Here is a 22,494-nt window from a genome sequence, read left to right as displayed (position 1 = left end):
GCAGACCTTACCCGGCGCGCACGGACGCCATAACTTCAGACAAACCAGAGACGGACAAACCGGCGATGTTGAGGCCGGGCCGGTCGGCCACGAGAGGGTCAACCCTAAGTGAACATGGAAGTTCCAGAAGCGCGTTCCGGGCCGGCCGCAACCGACCGGATGCAGCTCCTTGCGGAGGCGGCGCGCGAGGCGTGCAGCCGGGGGGCGGCGCCGGTCGAGAAATGGCGCCCGCCCCATTGCGGAGCCCTCGACCTCGTCATCAAGGCGAACGGCGCTTGGATCTATCAGGGCTCGCCGATCGGCCGCCCGGCCATGGTGAAGCTGTTTTCGACCGTGCTTCGGCGGGACCCGGACGGCTACGTGCTGGTCACGCCTGCGGAAAAGCTGTCGATCACGGTGGAGGACGCGCCGTTCCTCGCGGTCGAGATGGCGAGCGACGGCGACAGGCTCGACCGGCGCATCCGCTTCCGCACCAATGTCGACGAGGTGATCGACGTCGGGCCGGACCACCCTCTGCGGTTCGATCAGTCGGGCGAGGGGCTGAAGCCCTATGTCCTCGTGCGCTCCAATCTCTGGGCGCTCGTCGCCCGCTCCGCGACCTATGATCTCGTGGAGCTGATGGAGGAGCGCGACGGCCAGCTTGGAGTGGCGGCCGGAGGAGCGTTCTTCCCCGTCGATTCGCCAGAGGCCGCGGCATGAGCGGCGCGCCTGCGATCGCCGAACAGGCGCAGCCCTTCGCGCTCGACGAGATCCGTCGCCGGGCGCGTCTGCACCTGTTGCCGGCGCCGCCGGATCCGGACGATCCCGAGACGGTGGTGACGGGCGAAAGCGAACTGCTGCCGGCGCACGTGACGCCGCGCGCGGCCGCCGTGCTGGTCGGACTGGTGGCGCGGCCGCGGCCGCAACTGCTGTTCACCCAGCGCGCCAAGGGCCTGCCGGTGCATGCAGGGCAGATCTCGTTTCCGGGCGGCAAGCGCGAGCCGGCCGACGCCTCGCCGCTCGACACTGCGCTGCGCGAGGCGGAGGAGGAGATCGGCCTCGAGCGCGCTCTCGTGCGCCCGCTGGGCTACCTCGACCTTTATGTGACGAACACAGGGTTCGGGATCGTCGGGGTCGTGGCGGAGATCGACCCGCTTTACCGCCTGACGCTCGACCCGGGCGAGGTCGACGACGCCTTCGAGGTTCCGTTCGATTTCCTGATGAGCGAAGAGAACCATAGCGTCGAGATGCGTGAGTGGCGCGGCGGTCTCCGGCGCATTCACCACATGCCTTGGCGCGAGCGGCACATCTGGGGCGTGACGGCCGGACTGCTGCGCAATCTGTTTGAAAGGCTGTACGGCTCATGAGCCGCATCGCGCTCCAGGCGTTTCTCTTCCTCTTGCCTTTCGGGGTTTATGCAGTCTGGCTCGGCGTGAGCGGTCGGGGTTGGCGCGCGCCGGAGCGCTGGCGCGGCGTCCCGCTGGCCTGGCTCGGCGCGGCCGGCGTGGCGCTCGTTCTGTCGAGCCTTCTCGCGCTCGCGCTGACCAGCGGCGGCTCCACCCGCGCGCTCTACATCCCCGCGCATGAGAAGGACGGCGTGTTCGTGCCCGGCCGGATCGTCGAGCCGGACGAACGATGACCGAAGCGCGCGACCGGATCGCGGATCTCGGGTGGCTCAAGGCGCGTCCGCTGGCCGATCTGCTGGCGGCGCTCGATTTTGAGGGCGAGCAGGCGCGCGTCAACGGCGGAGCGGTGCGGGACGCGCTGCTGGGAGATGCGCCGGGCGACATCGACATCGCGACCACCGCCACGCCGCAGGTCGTTCTGGCGCGCGCCGCCGCCCGCGGCTGGAAGACGGCCCCGACCGGGGCCGCGCACGGGACGATCACGGTCATCGTCGAGGGCAAGCCGTTCGAGGTGACGACCCTGCGCCGGGACGTGGCGACCGACGGGCGCCGGGCGGTCGTGGCCTTCACCCGCGACTGGGCTGAGGACGCTCAGCGGCGCGACCTCACGATCAACGGCCTCTATCTGGACCGCGAAGGCGTCGTGCACGACCACGTCGGAGGGTTGGCCGACCTGAAGGCCCGCCGCGTGCGGTTCATCGGCTCGGCGCGGGAGCGCATCTGTGAGGATTATCTCCGCATCCTGCGCTTCTTCCGCTTCCACGCCCGCTACGCCGAGGGCGCGCCGGATCCGGAAGGCCTTCTGGCCTCAATCCGAGAGCGGGCGGGGCTCGCCCGGCTCTCGCGCGAGCGAATCCGGTCCGAGTTGCTGAAGCTGCTGGTCGCTGCGCGCGCCGCCGAAACGGTCGCCATGATGGCCGAGGCCGGTCTGCTGGCGCCGCTGATCGGCGGCGTCTATCGCCTGTCCCGCCTGGCGCGGCTTGCAGCCCTCGACGTCCAACGCCCCGACGCGCTGCTACGGCTCTCGGCGCTCTCGCAGTTCGTCGCCGAAGACGCCAAGCGTCTGCGCGACCGCCTGCGGCTGTCGAACGCCGAGGCGGAACGGCTGGAGCGGATCGGCGACATGACGCCGGCCCTGTCGCCGTCGGAGAGCGAGGCGCCCGCGCGCCGCGCGCTTTATCGACTTGGGCCTCAGGGCTATCGGGATCGCGTCCGCCTCGCCTGGGCGGATGCCGCCGCCCCCGCCGACGATGCGCTATGGGCCGCGCTGCTGGAGCTCGCGGATCGGTGGAAGGCGCCGCCTCTCCCCATCTCGGCGGCCGATCTCGTTCAGCGAGGCGTGCCGCCCGGCCCGCAAATCGGGCGCGCGCTGCGGGCTGCGGAACGGGCGTGGATCGCAGCCGATTTTCCCGACAGCGCGGCGGCGATCGCCCAGATCATCGATGGCGCGCTCGACGCGGCGGATTGAGCTCAGGGCCAGGCCGCACATGGCGGCAGGGAGGAGAGGATCGAGGCGACATTGCCGCCGGTCTTCAGGCCGAAAATCGTGCCGCGGTCATAGAGCAGGTTGAACTCGACATAGCGGCCCCGCCGAACGAGCTGCTCCGCGCGGTCCGGCTCCGTCCACGGCGTCTCGGCGTTGGCGCGGACGATCTGCGGATAGATGTCGAGGAACTTCTCCCCGACGGAACGCGTGAACTCGAAGTCCGCCTCGAAGTCGCCGCTGTCCAGCCAGTCGTAGAAGATGCCGCCGATGCCGCGCGCCTCGCCGCGGTGCTTGAGGAAGAAATACTCGTCGCACCACGCCTTGTACTTGGCGTAGTCAGCGACCGCGTGACCGTCGCAGGCGCGCTGCATTGCGGCGTGAAACGCCTGTGAGTCCCGGTCCTCCTGCGTCCTGCGCCGGTCCAGTACGGGCGTGAGATCGGCTCCGCCGCCGAACCAGGCCCGACTCGTCACGACGAACCGGGTGTTCATGTGAACCGTCGGCACGTTCGGGTTGAGGGGGTGCGCGATCAGCGAGATGCCGGACGCCCAGAAGTCCGGCGCCTCCATTGCGCCCGGGATGTCCTTCCGGAACTCGGGCGCGAACTCGCCATGCACGGTCGAGACGTGAATGCCGACCTTCTCGAACACGCGGCCCTTCAACATGCCCATCACGCCGCCGCCGCCCGGTTTGCCGGTGTGATCGGTCCGGCTCCACGGCGTCCGCTCGAAGCGTCCTGCAGGGCCGTCGCCGGGCCCGGCCTCCTCCAGCGCCTCGAAGGCGGCGTGCAACCTGTCGCGCAGTTCCTCGAACCAGGCGCGGGCGCGCTCCTTGCGGTCGGCGATGTCGACGAGCGAGGCGGTCATATGGGGTGGTCTCCAGGCACGGTGCGTGCGGTCTACGCCGGCGGCGGCCAGGAGGGAAACTGGCCCGTCTGCCGGAGCGCTTCGGACAGAACCATGGCCGCTGCTATCGCGACATTGAGCGAGCGCAAGTCCGGCCGCATCGGCACCGCGACCCGAACATCCGCGGCGCTATGGACCTCCGGCGGCGCCCCGGCCGATTCGCGGCCGACCATCAACGTGTCGTCCGGGCTGAAGCTCGCATCGAGATAGGAGGTTTCAGCGCGGGTGGTCAGCAGCACGAGCCGGCCGCCGGCTGCGCGGCGCTCGACCTCGAACGCCCCGAACGACGCGTGGCGGACGATCGAGACCTTATCGAGATAATCCAGTCCGGCCCGGCGGAACGCGCGGTCCGAGACCGGGAAACCCGCCGGCTCCACGATGTCCGCTGCCAGCCCCAGGCAGGCTGCGAGCCGCAGCAGGGTTCCGGCGTTCTGTGGAATGTCCGGTTGGTACAACGCTAGGCGCATCGAGCCGAAGGCTCCTAAATCAGAGCGTGTTACCGCGCTGCGACATGGTGTCTCGATCTGTGCGACACCGTGTCGTAAGCAAGACCGCAGGGTGGACAGCCGATCCTTCCGGGTGCGAGAAGCCGGCGACTGTTTCGACTTTCTCTCATGACAAGCCGGTCACGAAACACGGCGCGTGAGACGACAAGAATTCGTGACTGGGAGCACGAGTGTGACAGCGATCGACGACGCGCAAGATCCGAATCGACGCGACTTTCTGTTTCTGGCGACAGGCGCGGCGGGAGCGGCCGGCGCCGCATTTCTGGCGTGGCCTTTCATCGCGCAGATGAATCCTGACCGGGCGGCGCTCGCGCTTGCTTCGACCGAGGTCGACCTTTCGCAGATTGCGGAAGGCCAGGTCGTGACCATCAAGTGGCGCGGCAAGCCCGTGTTTGTGTGGAACCGGACCAAGGAGCAGATCGAGGAGGCCAAGCAGGTCAAGCTCGACGAGCTGATCGATCCGGTCGCGCGCAACGACAACCTCCCGGCCGACGCGCCCGCAAGCGACGAGAACCGCGCGGCGGAGGGCAAGGAGAACTGGCTCATCGTCGTCGGCGTATGCACTCATCTCGGCTGTGTGCCGACCAGCAACGCCGGCGATTTCGGCGGCTGGTTCTGCCCCTGCCACGGTTCGCAATATGACAGCGCGGGCCGCGTCCGGCATGGACCTGCGCCGCAGAACCTTCAGGTTCCTACCTACGCATTCGAGTCGGACACCAAGATCAAAATCGGCTGAACCTTCATAATCATAAACAACGCCGATATTCGGGGACGGAACGTCGATGGAAGGGCACTCAACGTACCAGCCGAGGAGTCGGGCTGCGCGATGGCTCGAAGACCGGCTGCCGATCGCGGGACTGGTTCACTCCAGCGCAATCGCCTATCCGGTGCCGCGCAACCTCAACTATTTCTGGACGTTCGGCGCCATCCTGGTGGTCATGCTGGTCGCCCAGATCCTGACCGGCGTCGTGCTGGCGATGCACTACGACCCGAACGCGTCTAACGCGTTCCTGTCGGTCGAGAAGATCATGCGCGACGTCAACTACGGCTGGCTGCTGCGCTATATGCACGCCAACGGCGCCTCGATGTTCTTCCTCGCCGTGTTCATCCACATCTTCCGCGGCATGTATTACGGCTCCTACAAGGCGCCCCGCGAAGTGCTGTGGATCCTCGGAGTCATCATCCTGCTGCTGATGATGGCGACCGCCTTCATGGGCTACGTGCTGCCGTGGGGGCAGATGTCGTTCTGGGGCGCCACCGTCATCACCAATCTGTTCTCGGCCATCCCGCTCGTCGGCGAGACGATCGTGACCTGGCTGTGGGGCGGCTTCTCGGTCGACAACTCGACGCTGAACCGCTTCTTCGCGCTGCACTACCTGCTGCCGTTCATGATCGTCGGCGTGGTCGGGCTCCACATCTGGGCGCTGCACCATGTCGGCCAGAACAATCCGACGGGCGTCGAGGTCAAGGACATCCGCAAGGACACGGTCCCGTTCACGCCTTACGCCACGCTCAAGGATGCGTTCGCCGTCACCTGCTTCATGGTGGTGTTCGCCTGGTTCATCTTCTACACGCCGAACTATCTCGGCCATGCGGACAACTACGTCGAGGCGAACCCGCTGGTGACGCCGGCGCACATCGTGCCGGAGTGGTACTTCCTTCCGTTCTACGCGATCCTGCGGGCGATCCCGTCCAAGCTCGGCGGCGTCATGGCCCTGTTTGGGGCGGTCGCGATCCTGGCGTTCCTGCCATGGCTCGACACGTCCAAGGTCCGGTCTGCGAACTATCGGCCGCTCTACCGTCAGTTCTTCTGGGTGTTCGTCGGCGTCTGCATCCTGCTCGGCTGGCTGGGTTCGAAGCCGCCGGAGGGCGCCTATGTGGTGATCGCGCGGATTTGCACGGTCTACTACTTCGCGCACTTCCTGATCATTCTGCCGCTGCTCGGCTTCTTCGAGAAAACCAGGCCGCTGCCGCCGTCGATCGCAGACTCGGTGCTGAGCGTCGCGCGCGGTTCGGCGCCGGGCAATCCGGGGCTTGCGGCTCCGGCTACGGGGGCCCGGAGTTGAGCGCGGCGATGTCGGAGCGGATCACGGGGATGAGCATGAACGCCGGTTTCGCCGCGCGCACGGTCCGCGCCGCCGCGCTGGTCATGGGCGTCGGGCTGACGCTCGCCGGGCTCGGCGCCGGGGCGTCCGCCTCGGAGCAGGTTCAGCCGCCGCGCGAGAAGTGGTCGTTCTCAGGCCCGATGGGCAATTTCGACCCGGCGCAGCTCCAGCGCGGCTTCAAGGTCTATCGCGAAGTCTGTTCGAACTGCCACTCGCTCTCGATGGTCGCCTTCCGCAACCTCGCGGAGGAGGGCGGCCCCGGCTTTTCGGAAGCGCAGGCCAAGGCCATCGCCGAGGAATACAAGATCAAGGACGGCCCGAACGACCAGGGCGACATGTTCGAGCGCCCAGGGCGGCTGTCGGACTACTTCCCGTCTCCGTTCCCGAACGAGCAGGCGGCGCGCGCCGCCAATGGCGGGGCGCATCCGCCGGACATGTCGACGCTCGCCAAGGCGCGCACCTATGAGCGCGGCTTCCCGTGGTTCGTGTTCGACATCTTCACCCAGTACCAGGAGCAGGGGCCGGACTACATCCACGCCGTGCTCAACGGCTATGAGGATCCGCCGGAGGGCCAAAAGCCGGCTCAGTCGAACCTGCACTACAACGAGTACTTCCCCGGTCACTGGATCGCGATGCCCAAGCCGATCCAGGATGGTCAGGTCGAGTACACGGATGGAACGCCGACCACGGTCGAGCAGTACAGCCGGGACGTCTCGGCGTTTCTGGTGTGGGCCGCGGAGCCGCATCTCGTGGCGCGCAAGCGGCTCGGGCTGGTGGTGATGTTCTTCCTGATCGTGTTCGCCGGCCTGCTGTACTTCACGAAGCGGCGGGTGTGGGCCGCGGCTCACTGATCTGGTAAGCCAGAACAGGCATTTAGGAACGGCGGGCCCCGCGGTCCGCCGTTGCCATGTTCGGGGGCGGACATCATGCAGGCGACGCTCGGCATCATCGGCGGCTCCGGCGTCTATGACCTCGCAGAGCTGACCCGGGTCCGGGAGCTGGAGATCGCCAGCCCCTGGGGCGCCCCCTCCGCGCCGCCGAAGGAAGGGTGGCTCGGCGAGACGCGTGTCGTGTTCATGCCGCGCCATGGCGCGGGGCACCGTCTTTCGCCTTCGGACATCAACTACCGCGCCAATATCGACGTGCTGAAGCGCGCGGGCGTCACGGATCTGGTGTCGCTTTCTGCGTGCGGCTCCTACCGCGAGGAGCTGGCGCCTGGGACGTTCGTGCTTGTCGACCAGTTCATCGACCGCACGTTCCGCCGCGAGACCTCGTTCTTCGGCGCCGGGTGCGTCGCACATGTGGCGTTTTCAGACCCGGTTTCGCCGAACCTGGTCGCGCGGCTCGCGAACGCGGCGGCCGCGACCGGCGCGCGGCACTTCGTCGGCGGGACCTATGTGTGCATGGAAGGCCCGCAGTTCTCCACCCGGGCGGAATCGCTCGCCTACAAGGCGATGGGCGCGTCGGTCGTGGGCATGACCAACATGCCGGAAGCCAAGCTCGCCCGCGAGGCGGAGATCGCCTATGCGAGCGTCGCGATGGTGACGGACTACGACGCCTGGCGGCCGCACGAGGAGGGCGTGGGCGTGGCGGAGATCCTCGAGGTGATGCGGGAGAACGGCGCGGTCGCGCGCCGGCTGATCGCGCGTCTGGCCGCCGATTTCTCCAAGGCGCATGAGCCGTGCCCGGTCGGCTCGGACCGGGCGCTGGATTTCGCGATCGTCACCGCGCCCGAGCATCGCGATCCGGCTCTGCTCGCCAAGCTCGACGCCGTCGCCGGGCGTGTTCTGGCCTGAGGCCGGACGGCAGGTTCAGGCCGGGCGGCGCTCCACCAGCACCACGCTGGTGAACTCCAGAACTTCGGCGCCATCCTGGTTCACCGCGGAATTGCGGGCGCGAAGCACGCCCCAGCCAGGGCGCGAATCGCTCGCCCGCGCTTCCAGCACCTCGCTGAAATAGGTGATCGTGTCGCCGGCGTAGACCGGACGCTTCCAGCTCAGATCGGAGAAGCCCGGGGAGGGGCCGACGCGGCCGACCGGCAGCCCGGCCGCCATGCGCTCTTGCGCGAGCCGCGTCTGAAAGCCGACCAGCAACTTCATCCAGATGGAGCAGGTCTGCCAGCCGGAAGCGGCGAGCCGCTTGAACGGTCCGGCGCGGCCGCCCTCCTCGGAGAGGTGAAAGGGCTGCGGATCGTATTTCGACGCGAAGCGGATGATGTCCTCGGCGGTGAACAGGTGCGAGCCGAGTTCGGCCTTGTCGCCCACCGCATAATCTTCGAGATGCATCAGGCGGCGCTCCGGTCGCGGCGGCCGAGCATGACCGGGTTGACCTGGCGCATCGCGACCACGCCGTCCTGATTGATGACGTCGAAGGCGAAGGTGACGAAGCCCATCTCGGGCCGGGACTTCGAAGGCCGGGTCGCGAGCGTCGTGCGCCGGACCCGCAGCCGGTCGCCGGCCCGGACCGGGGCCAGCCATTCGACCGACTCGACGCCCGGCGCCCCCAGGGAAGCCGCGTGCAGCAGCATGTGATCGCAGTTGATCCGCATCAGCAGGGCGATCGTGTACCAGCCCGACGCGATCAGGCCGCCAAGCATGCTCTCGCGCGCGGCCTCTTCGAAGAGGTGCATCGGCTGCGGATCGTATTCGCGCGCGAAGGCCAGCATGTCGTCGCGGTCGACCAGCCAGTCGCCATATTCGGCGACTTCGCCCGGGGCGAAATCCTCGAAGGTCAGAAGCGGTTCGGCCATCTCGTTCTCCGCAGACCGACGGCTCCGACGGCCGCTGCTAGTTCGCGAACCGGAAGTGCAGCACGTCGCCGTCGGCGACCACGTAGTCCTTGCCTTCGAGCCGCATTTTGCCGGCCTCCTTCGCCCCGGTCTCGCCCTTGAGCGCGACATAATCGGCAAAGGAGATCGTCTCGGAGCGGATGAAGCCTTTCTCGAAATCGGAATGGATCACGCCGGCCGCTTGCGGCGCCCTCGTGCCGCGCTCGATCGTCCAGGCGCGCGCCTCCTTGGGCCCCACGGTGAAATAGGTGACGAGGCCGAGCAGCTGGTAGCCGGCGTTGATCAGGCGGTCGAGGCCGGTCTCGTGCAGTCCGAGCGCGTCGAGATACTCGGCGCGCTCCTCCGGCGGCAGCGTGGCGATCTCGCTTTCGATCTTGGCCGAGATCACAACGGCGACCGCGCCTTCCTCCTTGGCGCGCGCCTCCACGGTGGCCGAATAGGCGTTGCCGGTCCCGGCCGAGCCTTCGTCGACATTCGCGACATAGAGGACCGGCTTCGAGGTCAGCAGATTGAGGGCCGCGAAGGCCGCGCGCTCGTCGTCCGAGATCTTCGCGAGCCGGGCGGGCTTGCCGTCGCGCAGCAGCGGCAGCACCCGGTTGACCAGGTCGAGCTGCTCCTTGGCCTCCTTGTCGCCGCCGCGGGCGCGCTTCTCCAACCCGACGACGCGCTTCTCGAGGCTTTCGAGATCGGCGATCATCAGTTCGGTCTCGACCGTCTCGGCGTCGGACAGCGGGTCGATCCGGCCCTCGACATGGGTGATGTCGTCGTCTTCAAAGCAGCGCAGCACGTAGGCGATCGCGTCCACTTCGCGGATGTGGGCGAGGAACTGGTTGCCGAGGCCTTCGCCCTTTGAGGCGCCGCGAACAAGGCCTGCGATGTCCACGAAGGTCAGCCGTGTCGGGATGATCTGGGCGGACTTCGCGATCGCCGCGAGCTCCGTCAGGCGCGGATCAGGAACCGCGACCTCGCCGACATTCGGCTCGATCGTGCAGAACGGATAATTCGCGGCCTGCGCGGCGGCGGTCTGCGTGAGCGCGTTGAAAAGCGTCGACTTGCCGACGTTCGGCAGGCCGACGATGCCGCATTTGAAACCCATGGAACTCGCTCGTGACGTTCGAGAGATCGGCCGGCTTCTAGCACGCGCCGAAGATCATGCGCGAGCCTCGCCGATCCTTGGCGGACTGGCGAAGCCGGCGGCCTCCATCCGGAGATGGACCTTGTTCTGGAAGCTCTCGTCCTCGCCCCGCGCCAGGAGGTCGGCCGCCTCGGCCACGGCGTCGGTCAGCGCGTCCACCCAAGGCTGCTCCGACTTGCTGAAATCGTTCAGGACGTAAGAGAGCACCGCGTCCCGGCCAGGATGGCCGATGCCCAGCCGCACGCGTTTGTAGTCGTTGCCCATGTGGGCGGTGATCGAGCGCAGGCCGTTGTGGCCGGCGTTGCCGCCGCCGACTTTCACCCGGAGCTTGCCCGGAGCGAGGTCGAGTTCGTCGTGAAAGGCGATCACGTCGGCGAGCGCCGTCTTGTAAAAGCGCGCCGCTTCCGCGACGGCCCGGCCGCTCTCGTTCATGTAGGTGCGCGGCTTCATGAGCAGCGCCTTGACGCCGGCGATCGCGCCCTCCGCGACGTCCGCCTGAAAGCGCGCCCGCCAAGGGCCGAAGCCATGGCGGGCGGCGATCCGGTCGACGGCCATGAAGCCGATATTGTGCCGGTTCTTCGCGTATTTCGGCCCCGGATTGCCGAGGCCGACCAGGAGCAGCATTGGAAGTGGCTCCGGCAGCTTCGGTCAGCCCTCGGCGGGCGTCTCGCCTTCGCCGGCTTCCGCCTCGCCTTCAGGCTCGGCCGCGGCTTCAGTCTCAGCCTCGGCCGGCTCCTCAGCCTCGACCGGAACGGTCGGAGCGGCGATCGTCGCGATCGTGAAATCGCGGTCCTCGATCGCGAAGCGCACGCCTTCCGGCAGCTTCACCGCGGAGGCGTGCAGGCTGTCGCCGATGTTGAGGCCCGAGAGATCGACCTCGATATGCTCCGGCAGATGGCCGACATCGGTCGTCACCTCGACGGCGTGGCGGACGATGTTCAGCACGCCGCCGCGCTTGAGGCCGGGCGCCTTGTCCTCGTTGACGAAGTGCACCGGCACGTCGACATGGACCTTGCTGGTGGCCGAGACGCGGAAGAAGTCGACGTGCAGCAGCGTATCCTTGACGACGTCGCGCTGGTAGTCGCGCGGGATCGCCCGCTCGACGCCGGCGCCGGTGTCGATCTCGAACACGGTGGTCTTGAAGCCGCCGGCGTGCAGCAGGCGGAACATCTCATGGCCATCGAGCGCGATGGCGACAGGAGGCTTCTTCCCGCCATAGATGACGGCTGGAATCTTGCCTTCGCGGCGAAGCGCGCGGGCGGCCCCCTTGCCGGCCTTCTCGCGCGCGACCGCCTTCAGGGCCTTGGTCGCAGTCATTTCCGTTCTCCGAAATGAAATGGCCGCTCGCGACGAGCGGCCTGCCGCGGCGAACCCCTCCAGGGGTGTGGGACGCCGCGCGCGAGCCCTTAGCCCAAAACGCGCCCCAAGACAATCAGCGCGCCTGCGCCGAGCGTCAGTCGAACAGGCTCGAGACCGATTCCTCGGACGAGGTGCGGGCGATCGCTTCGCCGATCAGCGTGGCGATCGAGACCGTGCGGATGTTCTTGGCGACCCGCACCGCCTCGGTCGGCTGGATCGAGTCGGTGATCACCATCTCCTTGATGCGGGAGGCGGTGACGCGCGCCACGGCGCCGCCGGAAAGCACGCCATGCGTGAGGTAGGCGTAGACCTCCTTTGCGCCCTGGGCGAGCAGCGCATCCGCCGCGTTCACCAGGGTGCCGCCGGAATCGACGATGTCGTCGACCAGGATGCAGGAGCGGCCTTCGACCTCGCCGATGATGTTCATCACCTCGCTCTCGCCGGCGCGCTCGCGGCGCTTGTCGACGATCGCGAGCTGGGCGTCGATCCGCTTGGCGATGGCGCGCGCGCGCACCACGCCGCCGACGTCCGGAGACACCACCATGACGTTGTCCGTCGGCAGGCGCTCCTTGATGTCCCGCACCATGACAGGCGCGGCGAACAGATTGTCGGTCGGGATGTCGAAGAAGCCCTGGATCTGCCCGGCGTGGAGGTCGAGCGTCAGCACGCGGTCGGCGCCGGCCTGGGTGATCATGTTGGCGACGAGCTTGGCCGAGATCGGCGTGCGGCCGGCGGCGCGGCGGTCCTGCCGGGCGTAGCCGAAATAGGGCATCACCGCCGTGATGCGCCGGGCCGACGACCGCCTCAGCGCATCGATGATGATCAGGAGCTCCATCAGGTGATCGTTCGCCGGGAACGAGGTCGACTGGACGACGAAGACGTCCTCGCCGCGCACGTTCTCCAAGATCTCGACGAACACTTCCATGTCCGCGAAACGCCGTACGTTGCAGCGCGTCAGCGGCGTCGCGAGATAGGCGGCGACCGCCTCGGCGAGCGCGCGGTTGGAGTTGCCGGCGACGACCTTCATGCCACGTGTCCTGAAGTTCCGCGTCCCGCGGCCGTGACGGCGCGGGAGCCTCGAAGGGCGCTGCGCTCTTAACAGCGATTCAGAACGGTCTCAACATGAGGCGCGCCGCAGCCCGCGCCCTTGGGGCCTGGCGCGGGAAAAACTGTCGACATAGTTACGAGCTTCAGGGCCGGTTGATGAGAACGTTGGCCGTGGTCTCGAAGGTCCGCATGATCCGCGCGGCGATCTCCGCCGGTATCTCGGCGACCTCCAGCGCCTTCGTCATGCAGACGAGCCAGGCGTCGGCCTCTGTCCGGCCGATCGCGACGTGCTCGTGCATCTTCCTGACGTTCGAGTGACCGAACCGCTCGACGTAATATCGTGGCCCGCCGAAGAAGCCGCACAGAAACTCGAACTGCGCCTGCCGCAGATGCGCGATCCCAAAGCCGTCGAGGTGCAGGTCGTGCACCGGCTTGCCGATCGGATCGGTCTCCACGATGTCGTAGAAGGCCTCGACGATCCTGCGAACGGACTCGTCGCCACCAAGTTGTTCGTAGACGGTGGCGGGAAGCTTGCTCATGGCGGCGTCGATCGGCTGAGATCGCACGCATCGTAGAGAAAACTAGTTTCTTGTAAAGAAACTTGATCTCAGACGAGCGCGATGGCGGCGATCAGCCGACCGTAATCCGGCTCTGCCCGGTGGGTCGCGCGGCGGAAGCTGAAGAAGCGCGCTTCGTCCGAGTAGGTGTCGAGGCCGAGGTCGTCGACGCCGCCGACGCCCGCCGCGGCGAGACGACCCGTCACGTAGCCCCCGAGGTCGAACAGGGCGTGTCCGGGCCGGTCAGACGGCGCGAAGAACCGCGCGTTCTCCGGATCGGCGGCGGTGAAGCGGGCGGCGAATTCGGGACCCACCTCGTAGCTCGGCTGTCGGATGCAGGGGCCGAGCGCCGCCGTGACGTTCCGGCGGTTCGCGCCGAGTTCTTCCATGCGGGCGAGCGTCGCCTCCAGCACGCCTCCGATCGCGCCCTTCCAGCCCGCATGCGCGGCCGCGACCACCCCCGCCTTCGGATCGGCGAACAGGATCGGTCCGCAATCCGCGACCGTCACCGCGACCGCGAGGCCAGAGGTCGCGGTGACGACCGCATCGACATGCGGGGCCTCGTCGCGCGACCACGGGCCGACGGCGACGACCGCCTCCGCCGAGTGCACCTGCCACGGCACCGCCAGCCGGTCGGGGGCGAGGCCGAGCGCCGCCGTCATTCGACGCCGGTTCTCCCGCACGGCGGCCGGATCGTCATTCGACCCGAGGCCGCCATTGAGGCTGGCGTAGAGCCCGGCCGACACGCCGCCCTGTCGGGTGAAGAAGGCGTGACGAACGCCCGGCAGCCCAGCGAGCTTCTGCGACTGCACGAAGACCGCGGCGTCCGCGCTCGGCTCGCTCAAGGCGGCGTCGGTCATGGTCGGCTCCTTCACGTGGCGTTGGATTCCGCGAATCCCGGCAGCGGTCCGAGCCGAGGATCGGCGAAGGCGAGCGCCTTGAACAGCGCGCCCATGCCGGTCGGCGTTCGGTCCGTCAGACGGGCGGCCGCCGCGGCGATCGCGGCGCGCTGCTCCTCCGTGGCGGCCGAGGCGAGCCGGGCCGCGCGTTGCTCTAGCCCAAGGCGCTCAAGAAAATCCGCCTGCGGCAGCAGCTCCATGACCCCTGCGCCGGCGGCTGCGGCGGCGCGCGCGAGCGCCCCAAAATCCACATGCGCCGTGAGATCCGCCTCGCCGGGCGCGGAGAGCGGATCGGCGAAGCCATGGGCCCGGACCGCCTGCAGCGTGTCGCCGCCGGTCCCCGCCGCGCCATAGTCGATGGCGAGCGCCGCTCCCCGATGGGCGGCGAGGTGGCGGCCGATCCGGGCGGCGATCGCGATGCCGTCGGGGCAGGCTTCCAGAACTGCGCCGGCTGGTCGCTCCGGAAGCCGCATGTCCGCAGGCGCAGCGTCCGCCAGGACGAAAGCCAGCGCTCCTTCGCCGGACAGCCCGACCAGCCGCTCGCGCCAGCCGGCAGAAGTCCGGACGAACTGCCGGATGGGAAGCGCGTCAAAGAACTCGTTGGCGATGACGAGGGTGGGCAGGGGCGGCTCGAGCGCTTCCTCGACAGCCGTGACCCAGCGCAACGGGACCCCGGCGCCCGCAAGCGTCCGCGCCTGAACCTTGCTCAGGGTCGGGCTGGTCTCGACCAGCGTGAGCTCGATGGCGCTCCGGAACTCGGGCAGCGCCTTTGCGGCGCGGAGAAGGTCGTTCATCAGCGTCCCGCGGCCGGGGCCGAGCTCGACCAGCGCGATCCGGGCGGGCGCGCCCATCTGGCGCCAGACCTCGGCGCACCAGAGGCCGATCAGCTCGCCGAACATCTGGCTGATCTCGGGCGCGGTGATGAAATCGCCGCGCGCGCCGAACGGGTCTCGCGTCGCGTAGTAGCCCCGCGTGGGGTGGCCGAGGCAGAGCGCCATGTAGCGGGCGACGCTGATCGGGCCCTCATGGCCGATGAGCTCGATGATCTCCCGCTCGAGCGCCGTCATGCGGCCGCTGGTCGCTTCCAAGCCACGGCGACCAGCGCGAGGCCGGCGAGCAGCATGGGGAGCGACAGCAGCATCCCCATGGTGAGGCCGCCCGCCAGGAACCCGATCTGCGCGTCCGGCTGGCGGAACTCTTCCCCGATGATGCGCGCCACCGCGTAACCCGCCACAAAGGCCCCGGTGACGAGGCCCGGCCGCTTCAGCGCGCCCGAGCGCACGAGGATCTGGACCAGGACGAACAGGCAGACCCCTTCAAGCGCCGCCTGGTAGAGCTGGCTCGGATGGCGCGGCTCCGGGCCTCCATTCGGGAACGCCATCGCCCAGGGCACGTCGCTGACGCGGCCAAACAGCTCGCCATTGATGAAGTTCGCGATGCGGCCGAAGAACAGCCCGATCGGCGTGACCGCGGCCGCGAGGTCGAAGGCCGGCAGCACCGGCAGTTTCCGCGAACGGGCGAACAGCGCCAGCGCGAGGCCCGCGCCGAGCAGGCCGCCATGAAAGCTCATGCCGCCGCGCCAGATCTTCAGCGCCTCGAGCGGCGCCTCGGCATAGACCTCGAAGTCGTAGAACAGCACGTAGCCGATGCGGCCGCCGAGGATGACCCCGAAGGCCACCCAGACGATCAGATCGTCGACGTCGAGAGGCTTCGGATGCGTGGTCGAGCCCCAGAACGCGTCCCTGCCAGCGATGCGCTTCGCGAGCCACCAGCCGATCAGCAGCCCGGCGATATAGGCGAGCGCGTACCAGCGGATCGCGAGCGGCCCGACCTGAAGCGCGACCGGGTCGATCATCGGATAGGCGATCGCGAACAGCGGCATCGGACGCTCCGGGAGACCGGCGCGTGATGGTCGAAGCCGGTCGGGGCGTCAAGCCGAGGCTCGTCGAGCGCTCCGGACCGCTCGCTTTCTCCGCCCGGATTCACGGTTCCCAAACCCCGGAGGAGTCATCCAGACGCGTTCATGGAGGCGGATCATGACGCGAGGCGGATTGCTGGCGGCGCTTGCGGTTGGAGTCGCGACGGCGGCCGCTCCCGCGGCGGGGCAGGAGGCGGGCCCGCTGCAGAGCTTCAAGGACTGGGTGGTCGGTTGCGACAACCTCCGCTCCTGCGTCGCGCTCGGCCTTTCGCCGCAGGGTGAAGACAACGCCTATCTGAAGATCTCCCGCGGAGCGGCGGGCGCCGATGAGCCGACGGTCGCGTTCAGCGTCCTGCCTGACGCCGCGCCGGCCGCGCCGAGCCTTTCGCTCACGCTCGACGGCGCGCCCGTGGCGGGCGTCCCGGTCCTTCAAGGGGCCGCGAGCGGCTCCTATGTCACGGCCGCGCTGCCGGCGGGCAAGGCGCGCGCATTCGTGACGGCGCTCAAGCAGGCGAAGACCCTGACGCTCACGCTGAACGATGGCGGCAAGGCTTCGGGCTCGTTCAACGTCTCGCTTGCGGGCTCGGCCGCCGGGCTGCTGTTCATGGACGACCGGCAGGACCGGGTGGGCGGCGTCACGGCGCTGATAAAAACGGGCGCCGCGGCGGCGAGCGCGGTCCCGGCCGCTCCGCATGCGCCGGAGATCAAGGCCGTCGCGATGGCGCCGGTCGACCGGCCGGGTGCGCTGCCGGCGGGCGTCGCGAAGGCGACCGAGGACGACTGCCGCGACGCCGATCCCGTGGCGGTGCGGCTGTCGGGCGGAAGGACGCTGTGGGGCGTCTGCTCCTACCAGGCGGCTTACAATTTCGGCTTCCGGATGTGGATCGCGGGGCCGAAGGGCGCAGCGCTGGGGAATTTTGTGGCGCCTGGCGAGACGCCGGACGATCCGGCGGAACTCACCAATCCTTATCTTTCGGACGATCGCCTGACGCTCAACGCGCTCGCCAAGGGACGCGGGCTCGGCGATTGCGGCGAGGCGACCGCCTGGGCGTGGGACGGCTCGACCTTCCGGCTCGCCAGCCTGTCCCGCTTCGAGGACTGCCGCGGCGTGCCGTCCGAGGATTGGCCGGCGCTTTACCGAGCGGACCTCGTCCCGGCCGATTAGGCGGCTGACGGCGCCGCGTCAGTCGAGCTCTGACCGGCTCCAGGTTCGGACGTCGCGGCCGGCGTCGTTCCTGCTGGCCTCGCCTCGGGGCGGATGGCCAAGAGGCGCATCATGCCGCGGGCGATCTCGCGCTCGCCCATCACCACCTCGTCGGCGCCGAGCTTCATGAGGTGCTCGACCTCGGCGTCGGAATGGGCGCGCGCGATGATCTTCAGGTTCGGGTTCAGGGCGCGCGCCTGCTCGACCGTCTGGCCGGCCTCGAACGCCTCCGGGATCGCCACCACGAGCGCCTGCGCCTGCGACAGGTTCGTCAGCGCAAGCACCTGGGGGTCCGCGCCGTTGCCGACGATCGTTTCGACGCCGCGCTCGCGTAGCGCGGCCAGCGGCTTCTCGGAATCCTCGATGACAAGGAAGCGCGCGCCGCTCTCCGCGAGCCCCGCGCCGACCGCCCCGCCGACGCGGCCGAAGCCGACCAGCACGACATGGTCGGCGAGCGCGGTGGGGTGCGGCGCGCCTTCGTCCGCGGCGAATTCCGGCGTGGCCGAGGCACCACGATCCTGGGCGGTGGGCGCGGCCGCCGCCTCGAGCGGCGAGGGCGTGGCGGCGGCCGGCTGAGGCGCTTCGGGCGCCGCCGGCTTCGGTTGTCTGCGCCCGATGAGCGCCTCGATACGCGATCGGAGCCGCTCGGCCGCGAAGAACGCCAGCGGGTTCAGGACGATGGAGATCAACGCGCCAGCGAGGATGAGGTCGCGCCCGGCTTCAGGCAGAACTTTAAGTCCGACGCCCAGCTCGGCGAGGATGAAAGAGAATTCGCCGATCTGGGCGAGGCTCGCCGAAATCGTCAGCGCCGCCGACACCGTGCCGCGGAAGGCGAGCACGATCAGGAAGGCTGCAATCGATTTGCCGATGACGATGATGAACACCACCGCCGTGACGCTCCAGGGCTCGCGCAGGATGATCGACGGGTCGAACAGCATCCCGACGGAGACGAAGAACAGCACGGCGAAGGCGTCGCGCAGCGGCAGGCTCTCCTGCGCGGCGCGGTGGCTGAGCTCGCTTTCCGCAAGCACCATGCCGGCGAAGAAGGCGCCGAGCGCGAGCGACACGCCGAACAGCGCGGAGGAGCCGAAGGCGACGCCCAGCGCAATCGCCAGCACGCCGAGCCGGAACAGCTCGCGCGAGCCGCTGTGGGCGATGCGGTGGAGCACGGCGGGGATCAGGCGCCGTCCGACCACGAGCATCAAGCCAACGAACACCGCCACCTTGAGCAGGGTCAGGCCGACCACGCCGGCCATGCCGAGCTGGACGCCGAGCGCCTCGCTCACCGCCGCGGCGAGTGGCTCCGGGGCCTGGTCCGAGGGTCCGGCGAGCGCCGGAATCAGCACCAGCGCGAGCACCATCGCGAGGTCTTCGACGATCAGCCATCCGACGGCGATCTTGCCTCTCTCGCTGTCGAGCAGGCGACGGTCCTGCAGGGCCTTCAGCAGCACGACCGTCGAGGCGACCGAGAGCGCGAGGCCGAACACCAGTCCGCCGCCGGCCGGCCAGCCGAGCAGCCAGGCGAGCCCGCAGCCAAGCCCGGTCGCGGCCGCCATCTGCACGATCGCGCCCGGGATCGCGATGCCGCGGACCGACATCAAATCCTTGAGCGAGAAGTGCAGGCCGACGCCGAACATCAGCAGGATGACGCCGATCTCGGCGAGCTCCGGCGCAAGACTCTGGTCGGCGACGTAGCCTGGCGTGTGCGGACCGACCAGCACCCCAGCGAACAGATACCCGACCAGAGGCGGCAGCCGCAGGCGATGCGCGATCGCCCCGAAAACGAACGCCAGAACAAGCCCCGCCACGATGGTCGAGATCAGCGGGGTCGCGTGCGGCATCGGCTCAGGAGTCCTTGCAGGCTGCGGGAACCGCCGTTCTAAGTCATAGCGTCGCCGGCGGATATCCGGCCCGTCGGTCCGTCAATTCAACTTGTCGTAGAGGGCGCGGCTTGATCGCAGGCCCAGGACGGGCCACATCTCGGAAGAACAGAGAGGATGCCTCATGACCGAGCCCCGCGGGCGCATGTTCGATGAGATCGGACGGCTGATGACCGACGCCGCCGGCATGGCTTCCGGCCTGCGGCGCGAGGTCGAGACGGTCGTGCGGCAGCAGGCGTCACGGATCCTCTCGGACCTCGATCTCGTGCGTCGCGACGAGTTCGAGGCCGTTCGGGCGATGGCGAGCCGCGCCCGTGAGGAGAATGAGGCGCTGGCGGAGCGCGTCGCCGCGCTCGAGGCGCGCCTCGGCGCAGGCGTTTCGGAGGCCGAAAGGGTTTTCGGCGAGGACGCGCCGGAGCCCGCGCCGGTCGGAGCGCCCAAAGGCTTCGACGACGCGGTAGGGGAATGATCCCCCGCCGCGCTATAGCCTGTGTGCAGCGCCGCGACAGGCGCCATATACTGAAAAAGGCGGCTCGAATCGCCGGAGATTTTCCGGGGTCCGGAGTCGCGGTTGGCGAGCCGCGCACTGCGGCGCGTCCGTCACGCGCGACGTCGTTCCCACGCCCGTTCAAGGCGGGCCTCACCCGGGGAGGAGCTCATGGCTCTCATCGACGTGGACGCTGATCGCCAGGGGCATCCTGTCGACACGATCGAACGTATCGCGACGTTGAACGACTGGGTGTTCGACCGGTCGGGCGACGACGAGATCACGATCTCCGTCGACGGCGCATGGACCGACTACCACGTGTCGTTCACGTGGATGAGCGATCTGGAGTCCCTTCACCTCGCCTGCGCCTTCGATCTCAAGGTTCCCGATCGCCGGAAGACGGAGGTTCTGCAACTGCTGACGCTCGTCAACGAGCAGATGTGGCTCGGCCATTTCGACCTGTGGAGCCAGGAGGGCGTGGTGGCCTATCGCCACTCGCTGCTGCTGTCCGGAGGAGCCGAGGCGAGCGCGCCGCAATGCGAGGCTCTGCTCGAGGCTGCGATCGAATCCTGCGAGCGCCACTACCAGGCCTTCCAGTTCGTTCTGTGGGCCGGCAAGAGCGCCAAGGAGGCCATGGAGGTGGTGGCCTTCGAGACGGTGGGGGAGGCGTGACGACCTCAGGGTTCTCTTGAACGCGGATTGCTCCGGGCCGCTCGACGCGGGCGGCCCGGTTCTGCTGATCGGCGCCGGCCGAATGGGCGGCGCGCTGCTCGAGGGCTGGCTCGCGTGCGGGCTTGATCCGTCGAGCGTGTTCGTCATCGATCCCGCGCTTCCGGAATTTTCAGTCGAGCGCCTGAAGCGCGCGGGCGTCCGGCTCGGCCCCCAGCCGGGCGAGCTTTCGAATCCGGCGGCCATCCTGCTGGCGGTGAAGCCGCAGATGGCGCAGGGCGCGCTGCCGGCGGCGGCGACCTTCGCCGGGCCCGACACGGTCGTCGTCTCGGTGCTCGCCGGAACCACGCTCGCCACTCTGTCCGCTGGATTTCCCAAGGGCCAGGCGCTGGTGCGCGCGATGCCGAACACGCCGGCTGCGGTCGGGCGCGGCGTCACGGGCTGCGTCGCCGGGGCGGATGTCCGGCCGGAGCAGCGCGATCTCGCGGACCGGCTGCTGCGGGCGGTGGGCGACGTCGTCTGGGTCAAGGACGAAGGGCTGATCGACGCCGTCACCGGCGTCTCGGGTTCCGGTCCCGCTTACGTGTTTCTTCTCGTCGAGGCGCTGGCGAAGGCGGGCGTCGCGGCCGGGTTGCCGGCGGAGCTCGCCGAGACGCTCGCCCGCAAGACGGTCGAGGGCGCAGGCGAGCTGCTCGCCCGCTCCGCCGAGCCGCCCGAGATTCTCCGGAAGAACGTGACCTCCCCCAACGGCACCACGGCCGCCGCGCTCGAAGTTCTGATGGACGAGAACGGGCTTGCGCCGCTGATGGAGCGGGCGGTCGCCGCGGCGACGCGGCGCTCGCGCGAACTCGCCGGCTGACGCGGCCTTGGATGCGGGCCGGGTTCGGCCCTATCTTGCAAGGCGCGACCCCTGAGCCGAGGAGACAATTCCATGGCGGCCGATCTCAATGCGGGCGCCACGCCCGGCGCGAACGAGCCTGGTCCCGACGTTCTGAGCCCTGCCAGGCCGGCAGCCCCTGCGGACCCGCGCGATAAGATCGTGGACGCGCTTTTTGCGCTGCTCCGTGAGAAGAGCTGGACCGAGATCGGCCTCTATGAGGTTTCTCAGCGCGCCGGCGTATCGCTCGCGGAACTGCGCTCCTCCTTCCCTTCGAAGGGTGCGATCCTCGCTGGCTATCTGCGGAAGATCGACCTCGACGTGCTGTCGCACGACATGCGCGACATGGTGGGCGAGCCTGCGCGCGAGCGGCTGTTCGACGTGCTGATGCGCCGCTTCGAGGCCATGGCTCCGCAGCGCGAGGCGCTGCGCGCGGTGCGGGACGGACTGAGGACCGACCCGCTGGGGGCAAGCGCGCTGAACCAGGTCGCGGTCTCGTCGATGCAATGGATGCTCGCAGCCGCCGGGATCAACGAGGCGGGACCAATCGGCGCCGCGCGCGCGCAGGGACTGGTGCTGGTGATGGCGCGCGTCTTCGACACCTTCCTCAACGATCGGGAGCAGGGTCTGCCGGAGACCATGAAGGCGCTCGACGAAGAGCTGCGGAAGGCCGAACGCTGGGCGCAGCGGGCCGATGATCTCGGCCGCCTGACAGCTCCGCTGCGCTCCGCGCTCGACCGTATTCTCGGCCGCGACCCGCGCCGCCCGCGCGACCATGGCGGCGGCGACGACATGGCCTCCGCCGCGTGAGCGATGCGTCTGTCGCGCCGCAGATCGGGTTCGACGACTTCCTCAAGGTCGACGTCAGGGTAGGGACGGTCGTCGAGGCCGAGCCTTACCCCGAGGCCCGCAAGCCTGCGATCAAGCTCAGGATCGATTTTGGTCCGGAGATCGGGGTCAAGCGCTCCTCGGCCCAGATCACCCGCCACTACGAGCCTCAGGAACTGGTCGGGCGCCAGGTCGTGGCGGTGGTGAACTTTCCGCCGCGCCAGATCGGCAAGTTCATGTCCGAGGTGCTGACGCTCGGCGTCCCGGACGCCGCCGGCGAAGTGGTGCTGCTCGCGCCGACCCAGGTCGTGCCCGACGGCGGCCGGATGTTCTGAACCCGAGCCCCAGCCCGCTGCCGACGGCGGCCTCGTCGGCTCTCTTATCCCTGAACACGACGGGACGCCGAGCCTGCGTCCTGGAAGCTGATTTCAAACCAAACGAGATCAGCGCGCGGGCCGA

27 protein-coding genes are annotated in these 22,494 nt (G+C 68.8%); 14 read left to right on the top strand and 13 right to left on the bottom strand.

The window, feature by feature from the left end; translation table 11 throughout:
* Window positions 1-114: 114 nt before the first annotated feature.
* Genes VM780_RS03535 through VM780_RS03520 form a run of 4 tightly spaced genes read left to right on the top strand, consistent with a single transcriptional unit; the run spans window position 115 to window position 2,853 of the window.
* The gene (locus VM780_RS03535; protein ID WP_325445564.1) at window positions 115-699 is read left to right on the top strand and encodes a DUF1285 domain-containing protein; all 585 of its coding nucleotides are present in this window, start codon (window positions 115-117) and stop codon (window positions 697-699) included.
* Window positions 696-1,346, top strand: coding sequence for a CoA pyrophosphatase (locus VM780_RS03530; protein WP_325445188.1), 651 nt, complete (start codon window positions 696-698; stop codon window positions 1,344-1,346). The genes VM780_RS03535 and VM780_RS03530 overlap by 4 nt, the downstream gene beginning before the upstream one ends.
* Window positions 1,343-1,618, top strand: coding sequence for a DUF6111 family protein (locus VM780_RS03525; RefSeq protein ID WP_325445186.1), 276 nt, complete (start codon window positions 1,343-1,345; stop codon window positions 1,616-1,618). The genes VM780_RS03530 and VM780_RS03525 overlap by 4 nt, the downstream gene beginning before the upstream one ends.
* Entirely contained in the window at window positions 1,615-2,853 is a 1,239-nt protein-coding gene (locus VM780_RS03520; RefSeq protein WP_325445184.1) for a CCA tRNA nucleotidyltransferase, read from the top strand. The genes VM780_RS03525 and VM780_RS03520 overlap by 4 nt, the downstream gene beginning before the upstream one ends.
* A gap of 2 nt (window positions 2,854-2,855) precedes the next feature.
* Here the strand turns inward: VM780_RS03520 and hemF are convergent, their stop codons facing one another.
* Together hemF and VM780_RS03510 are read right to left on the bottom strand one after the other, a co-directional pair.
* Entirely contained in the window at window positions 2,856-3,737 is an 882-nt protein-coding gene (hemF, locus tag VM780_RS03515; RefSeq protein WP_325445182.1) for an oxygen-dependent coproporphyrinogen oxidase, read from the bottom strand.
* A 32-nt stretch (window positions 3,738-3,769) separates the two neighbouring features.
* Window positions 3,770-4,243, bottom strand: coding sequence for a tRNA (cytidine(34)-2'-O)-methyltransferase (locus tag VM780_RS03510; protein ID WP_325445180.1), 474 nt, complete (start codon window positions 4,241-4,243; stop codon window positions 3,770-3,772).
* 211 nt (window positions 4,244-4,454) lie between these two features.
* Here VM780_RS03510 and petA point away from each other — a divergent pair, with 211 nt between their 5' ends.
* From petA to VM780_RS03490, 4 genes are all read left to right on the top strand, one after another.
* Window positions 4,455-5,018, top strand: coding sequence for a ubiquinol-cytochrome c reductase iron-sulfur subunit (gene petA, locus VM780_RS03505; protein ID WP_325445178.1), 564 nt, complete (start codon window positions 4,455-4,457; stop codon window positions 5,016-5,018).
* A gap of 46 nt (window positions 5,019-5,064) precedes the next feature.
* Window positions 5,065-6,348 carry a cytochrome b/b6 gene (locus tag VM780_RS03500; RefSeq protein ID WP_325445176.1) on the top strand — a complete coding sequence of 428 codons (1,284 nt, stop codon included), beginning with the start codon at window positions 5,065-5,067 and terminating at the stop codon, window positions 6,346-6,348.
* Window positions 6,349-6,377: 29 nt separating this feature from the next.
* Entirely contained in the window at window positions 6,378-7,238 is an 861-nt protein-coding gene (locus VM780_RS03495; RefSeq protein ID WP_414652775.1) for a cytochrome c1, read from the top strand.
* 72 nt (window positions 7,239-7,310) lie between these two features.
* A complete protein-coding gene (locus VM780_RS03490; protein WP_325445562.1) occupies window positions 7,311-8,183 on the top strand; it encodes an S-methyl-5'-thioadenosine phosphorylase in 873 nt (290 codons plus the stop codon).
* A 15-nt stretch (window positions 8,184-8,198) separates the two neighbouring features.
* On the opposite strand, the gene VM780_RS03485 is transcribed toward VM780_RS03490, so the two are convergent.
* The 10 genes from VM780_RS03485 to lgt all read right to left on the bottom strand — a co-directional run bounded on the left by VM780_RS03485 (window position 8,199) and on the right by lgt (window position 16,054).
* Window positions 8,199-8,672 carry a MaoC family dehydratase gene (locus tag VM780_RS03485; RefSeq protein ID WP_325445174.1) on the bottom strand — a complete coding sequence of 158 codons (474 nt, stop codon included), beginning with the start codon at window positions 8,670-8,672 and terminating at the stop codon, window positions 8,199-8,201.
* Window positions 8,672-9,136, bottom strand: coding sequence for a MaoC family dehydratase (locus tag VM780_RS03480; RefSeq protein ID WP_325445172.1), 465 nt, complete (start codon window positions 9,134-9,136; stop codon window positions 8,672-8,674). The genes VM780_RS03485 and VM780_RS03480 overlap by 1 nt, the downstream gene beginning before the upstream one ends.
* A gap of 37 nt (window positions 9,137-9,173) precedes the next feature.
* Window positions 9,174-10,271, bottom strand: coding sequence for a redox-regulated ATPase YchF (gene ychF, locus VM780_RS03475; protein ID WP_325445170.1), 1,098 nt, complete (start codon window positions 10,269-10,271; stop codon window positions 9,174-9,176).
* A 54-nt stretch (window positions 10,272-10,325) separates the two neighbouring features.
* Complete coding sequence (pth, locus tag VM780_RS03470; RefSeq protein ID WP_325445168.1) at window positions 10,326-10,934, bottom strand: aminoacyl-tRNA hydrolase; 609 nt, start codon at window positions 10,932-10,934, stop codon at window positions 10,326-10,328.
* A gap of 24 nt (window positions 10,935-10,958) precedes the next feature.
* Window positions 10,959-11,627, bottom strand: coding sequence for a 50S ribosomal protein L25/general stress protein Ctc (locus VM780_RS03465; protein ID WP_325445166.1), 669 nt, complete (start codon window positions 11,625-11,627; stop codon window positions 10,959-10,961).
* Between the two features lie 136 nt (window positions 11,628-11,763).
* A complete protein-coding gene (locus VM780_RS03460) occupies window positions 11,764-12,696 on the bottom strand; it encodes a ribose-phosphate pyrophosphokinase (protein ID WP_325445164.1) in 933 nt (310 codons plus the stop codon).
* 163 nt (window positions 12,697-12,859) lie between these two features.
* Window positions 12,860-13,255, bottom strand: a complete 396-nt coding sequence (locus VM780_RS03455) for a group II truncated hemoglobin (protein ID WP_325445162.1) — start codon at window positions 13,253-13,255, stop codon at window positions 12,860-12,862.
* Between the two features lie 68 nt (window positions 13,256-13,323).
* Complete coding sequence (gene pgeF / locus VM780_RS03450) at window positions 13,324-14,133, bottom strand: peptidoglycan editing factor PgeF (protein ID WP_325445160.1); 810 nt, start codon at window positions 14,131-14,133, stop codon at window positions 13,324-13,326.
* 11 nt (window positions 14,134-14,144) lie between these two features.
* Window positions 14,145-15,239, bottom strand: a complete 1,095-nt coding sequence (locus VM780_RS03445; RefSeq protein WP_325445158.1) for a class I SAM-dependent methyltransferase — start codon at window positions 15,237-15,239, stop codon at window positions 14,145-14,147.
* Complete coding sequence (gene lgt / locus VM780_RS03440; RefSeq protein ID WP_325445156.1) at window positions 15,236-16,054, bottom strand: prolipoprotein diacylglyceryl transferase; 819 nt, start codon at window positions 16,052-16,054, stop codon at window positions 15,236-15,238. Before lgt ends, VM780_RS03445 begins: the two co-directional genes overlap by 4 nt.
* A gap of 154 nt (window positions 16,055-16,208) precedes the next feature.
* On the opposite strand from lgt, the gene VM780_RS03435 reads away from it, so the two are divergent.
* Window positions 16,209-17,255: a DUF1176 domain-containing protein gene (locus VM780_RS03435; RefSeq protein ID WP_325445154.1), complete on the top strand. Its 1,047-nt coding sequence runs from the start codon at window positions 16,209-16,211 to the stop codon at window positions 17,253-17,255.
* Here VM780_RS03435 and VM780_RS03430 read toward each other — a convergent pair.
* Window positions 17,252-19,135 carry a cation:proton antiporter gene (locus VM780_RS03430; RefSeq protein WP_325445152.1) on the bottom strand — a complete coding sequence of 628 codons (1,884 nt, stop codon included), beginning with the start codon at window positions 19,133-19,135 and terminating at the stop codon, window positions 17,252-17,254. The genes VM780_RS03435 and VM780_RS03430 overlap by 4 nt on opposite strands.
* Window positions 19,136-19,298: 163 nt before the next feature.
* On the opposite strand from VM780_RS03430, the gene VM780_RS03425 reads away from it, so the two are divergent.
* The 5 genes from VM780_RS03425 (at window position 19,299) to VM780_RS03405 (ending at window position 22,370) form a co-directional block, all read left to right on the top strand.
* On the top strand, window positions 19,299-19,643 hold the full coding sequence (locus VM780_RS03425) for an accessory factor UbiK family protein (protein WP_325445150.1): 345 nt from the start codon (window positions 19,299-19,301) through the stop codon (window positions 19,641-19,643).
* A 189-nt stretch (window positions 19,644-19,832) separates the two neighbouring features.
* Entirely contained in the window at window positions 19,833-20,333 is a 501-nt protein-coding gene (locus tag VM780_RS03420) for a YbjN domain-containing protein (RefSeq protein ID WP_325445148.1), read from the top strand.
* A 16-nt stretch (window positions 20,334-20,349) separates the two neighbouring features.
* Window positions 20,350-21,189: a pyrroline-5-carboxylate reductase gene (proC, locus tag VM780_RS03415; RefSeq protein WP_325445146.1), complete on the top strand. Its 840-nt coding sequence runs from the start codon at window positions 20,350-20,352 to the stop codon at window positions 21,187-21,189.
* A gap of 72 nt (window positions 21,190-21,261) precedes the next feature.
* Window positions 21,262-22,017, top strand: a complete 756-nt coding sequence (locus VM780_RS03410; RefSeq protein WP_325445144.1) for a TetR/AcrR family transcriptional regulator — start codon at window positions 21,262-21,264, stop codon at window positions 22,015-22,017.
* Window positions 22,014-22,370 (top strand): tRNA-binding protein, encoded by a 357-nt coding sequence (locus VM780_RS03405; protein ID WP_325445142.1) that lies wholly within the window; start codon window positions 22,014-22,016, stop codon window positions 22,368-22,370. The genes VM780_RS03410 and VM780_RS03405 overlap by 4 nt, the downstream gene beginning before the upstream one ends.
* The last annotated feature ends 124 nt before the right edge of the window (window positions 22,371-22,494 follow it).

Source organism: Hansschlegelia sp. (assembly GCF_035538955.1).
Lineage (GTDB): Bacteria > Pseudomonadota > Alphaproteobacteria > Rhizobiales > Methylopilaceae > Methylopila.
The sequence above is the reverse complement of the archived record's forward strand: the minus strand, read 5'-3'. Positions and strand labels throughout refer to the sequence as shown.

What these genes read in the sequence shown, in the direction of transcription:
- VM780_RS03535 (WP_325445564.1), top strand. Translation starts at nt 115, where the DNA reads ATGGAAGTTCCAGAAGCGCGTTCCGGGCCGGCCGCAACCGACCGGATG.
- VM780_RS03530 (WP_325445188.1), top strand. Translation starts at nt 696, where the DNA reads ATGAGCGGCGCGCCTGCGATCGCCGAACAGGCGCAGCCCTTCGCGCTC.
- VM780_RS03525 (WP_325445186.1), top strand. Translation starts at nt 1,343, where the DNA reads ATGAGCCGCATCGCGCTCCAGGCGTTTCTCTTCCTCTTGCCTTTCGGG.
- VM780_RS03520 (WP_325445184.1), top strand. Translation starts at nt 1,615, where the DNA reads ATGACCGAAGCGCGCGACCGGATCGCGGATCTCGGGTGGCTCAAGGCG.
- hemF (WP_325445182.1), bottom strand. Translation starts at nt 3,737, where the DNA reads ATGACCGCCTCGCTCGTCGACATCGCCGACCGCAAGGAGCGCGCCCGC.
- VM780_RS03510 (WP_325445180.1), bottom strand. Translation starts at nt 4,243, where the DNA reads ATGCGCCTAGCGTTGTACCAACCGGACATTCCACAGAACGCCGGAACC.
- VM780_RS03500 (WP_325445176.1), top strand. Translation starts at nt 5,065, where the DNA reads ATGGAAGGGCACTCAACGTACCAGCCGAGGAGTCGGGCTGCGCGATGG.
- VM780_RS03495 (WP_414652775.1), top strand. Translation starts at nt 6,378, where the DNA reads ATGAGCATGAACGCCGGTTTCGCCGCGCGCACGGTCCGCGCCGCCGCG.
- VM780_RS03485 (WP_325445174.1), bottom strand. Translation starts at nt 8,672, where the DNA reads ATGCATCTCGAAGATTATGCGGTGGGCGACAAGGCCGAACTCGGCTCG.
- VM780_RS03480 (WP_325445172.1), bottom strand. Translation starts at nt 9,136, where the DNA reads ATGGCCGAACCGCTTCTGACCTTCGAGGATTTCGCCCCGGGCGAAGTC.
- ychF (WP_325445170.1), bottom strand. Translation starts at nt 10,271, where the DNA reads ATGGGTTTCAAATGCGGCATCGTCGGCCTGCCGAACGTCGGCAAGTCG.
- pth (WP_325445168.1), bottom strand. Translation starts at nt 10,934, where the DNA reads ATGCTGCTCCTGGTCGGCCTCGGCAATCCGGGGCCGAAATACGCGAAG.
- VM780_RS03465 (WP_325445166.1), bottom strand. Translation starts at nt 11,627, where the DNA reads ATGACTGCGACCAAGGCCCTGAAGGCGGTCGCGCGCGAGAAGGCCGGC.
- VM780_RS03460 (WP_325445164.1), bottom strand. Translation starts at nt 12,696, where the DNA reads ATGAAGGTCGTCGCCGGCAACTCCAACCGCGCGCTCGCCGAGGCGGTC.
- VM780_RS03455 (WP_325445162.1), bottom strand. Translation starts at nt 13,255, where the DNA reads ATGAGCAAGCTTCCCGCCACCGTCTACGAACAACTTGGTGGCGACGAG.
- pgeF (WP_325445160.1), bottom strand. Translation starts at nt 14,133, where the DNA reads ATGACCGACGCCGCCTTGAGCGAGCCGAGCGCGGACGCCGCGGTCTTC.
- VM780_RS03445 (WP_325445158.1), bottom strand. Translation starts at nt 15,239, where the DNA reads ATGACGGCGCTCGAGCGGGAGATCATCGAGCTCATCGGCCATGAGGGC.
- lgt (WP_325445156.1), bottom strand. Translation starts at nt 16,054, where the DNA reads ATGCCGCTGTTCGCGATCGCCTATCCGATGATCGACCCGGTCGCGCTT.
- VM780_RS03435 (WP_325445154.1), top strand. Translation starts at nt 16,209, where the DNA reads ATGACGCGAGGCGGATTGCTGGCGGCGCTTGCGGTTGGAGTCGCGACG.
- VM780_RS03430 (WP_325445152.1), bottom strand. Translation starts at nt 19,135, where the DNA reads ATGCCGCACGCGACCCCGCTGATCTCGACCATCGTGGCGGGGCTTGTT.
- VM780_RS03425 (WP_325445150.1), top strand. Translation starts at nt 19,299, where the DNA reads ATGACCGAGCCCCGCGGGCGCATGTTCGATGAGATCGGACGGCTGATG.
- VM780_RS03420 (WP_325445148.1), top strand. Translation starts at nt 19,833, where the DNA reads ATGGCTCTCATCGACGTGGACGCTGATCGCCAGGGGCATCCTGTCGAC.
- VM780_RS03410 (WP_325445144.1), top strand. Translation starts at nt 21,262, where the DNA reads ATGGCGGCCGATCTCAATGCGGGCGCCACGCCCGGCGCGAACGAGCCT.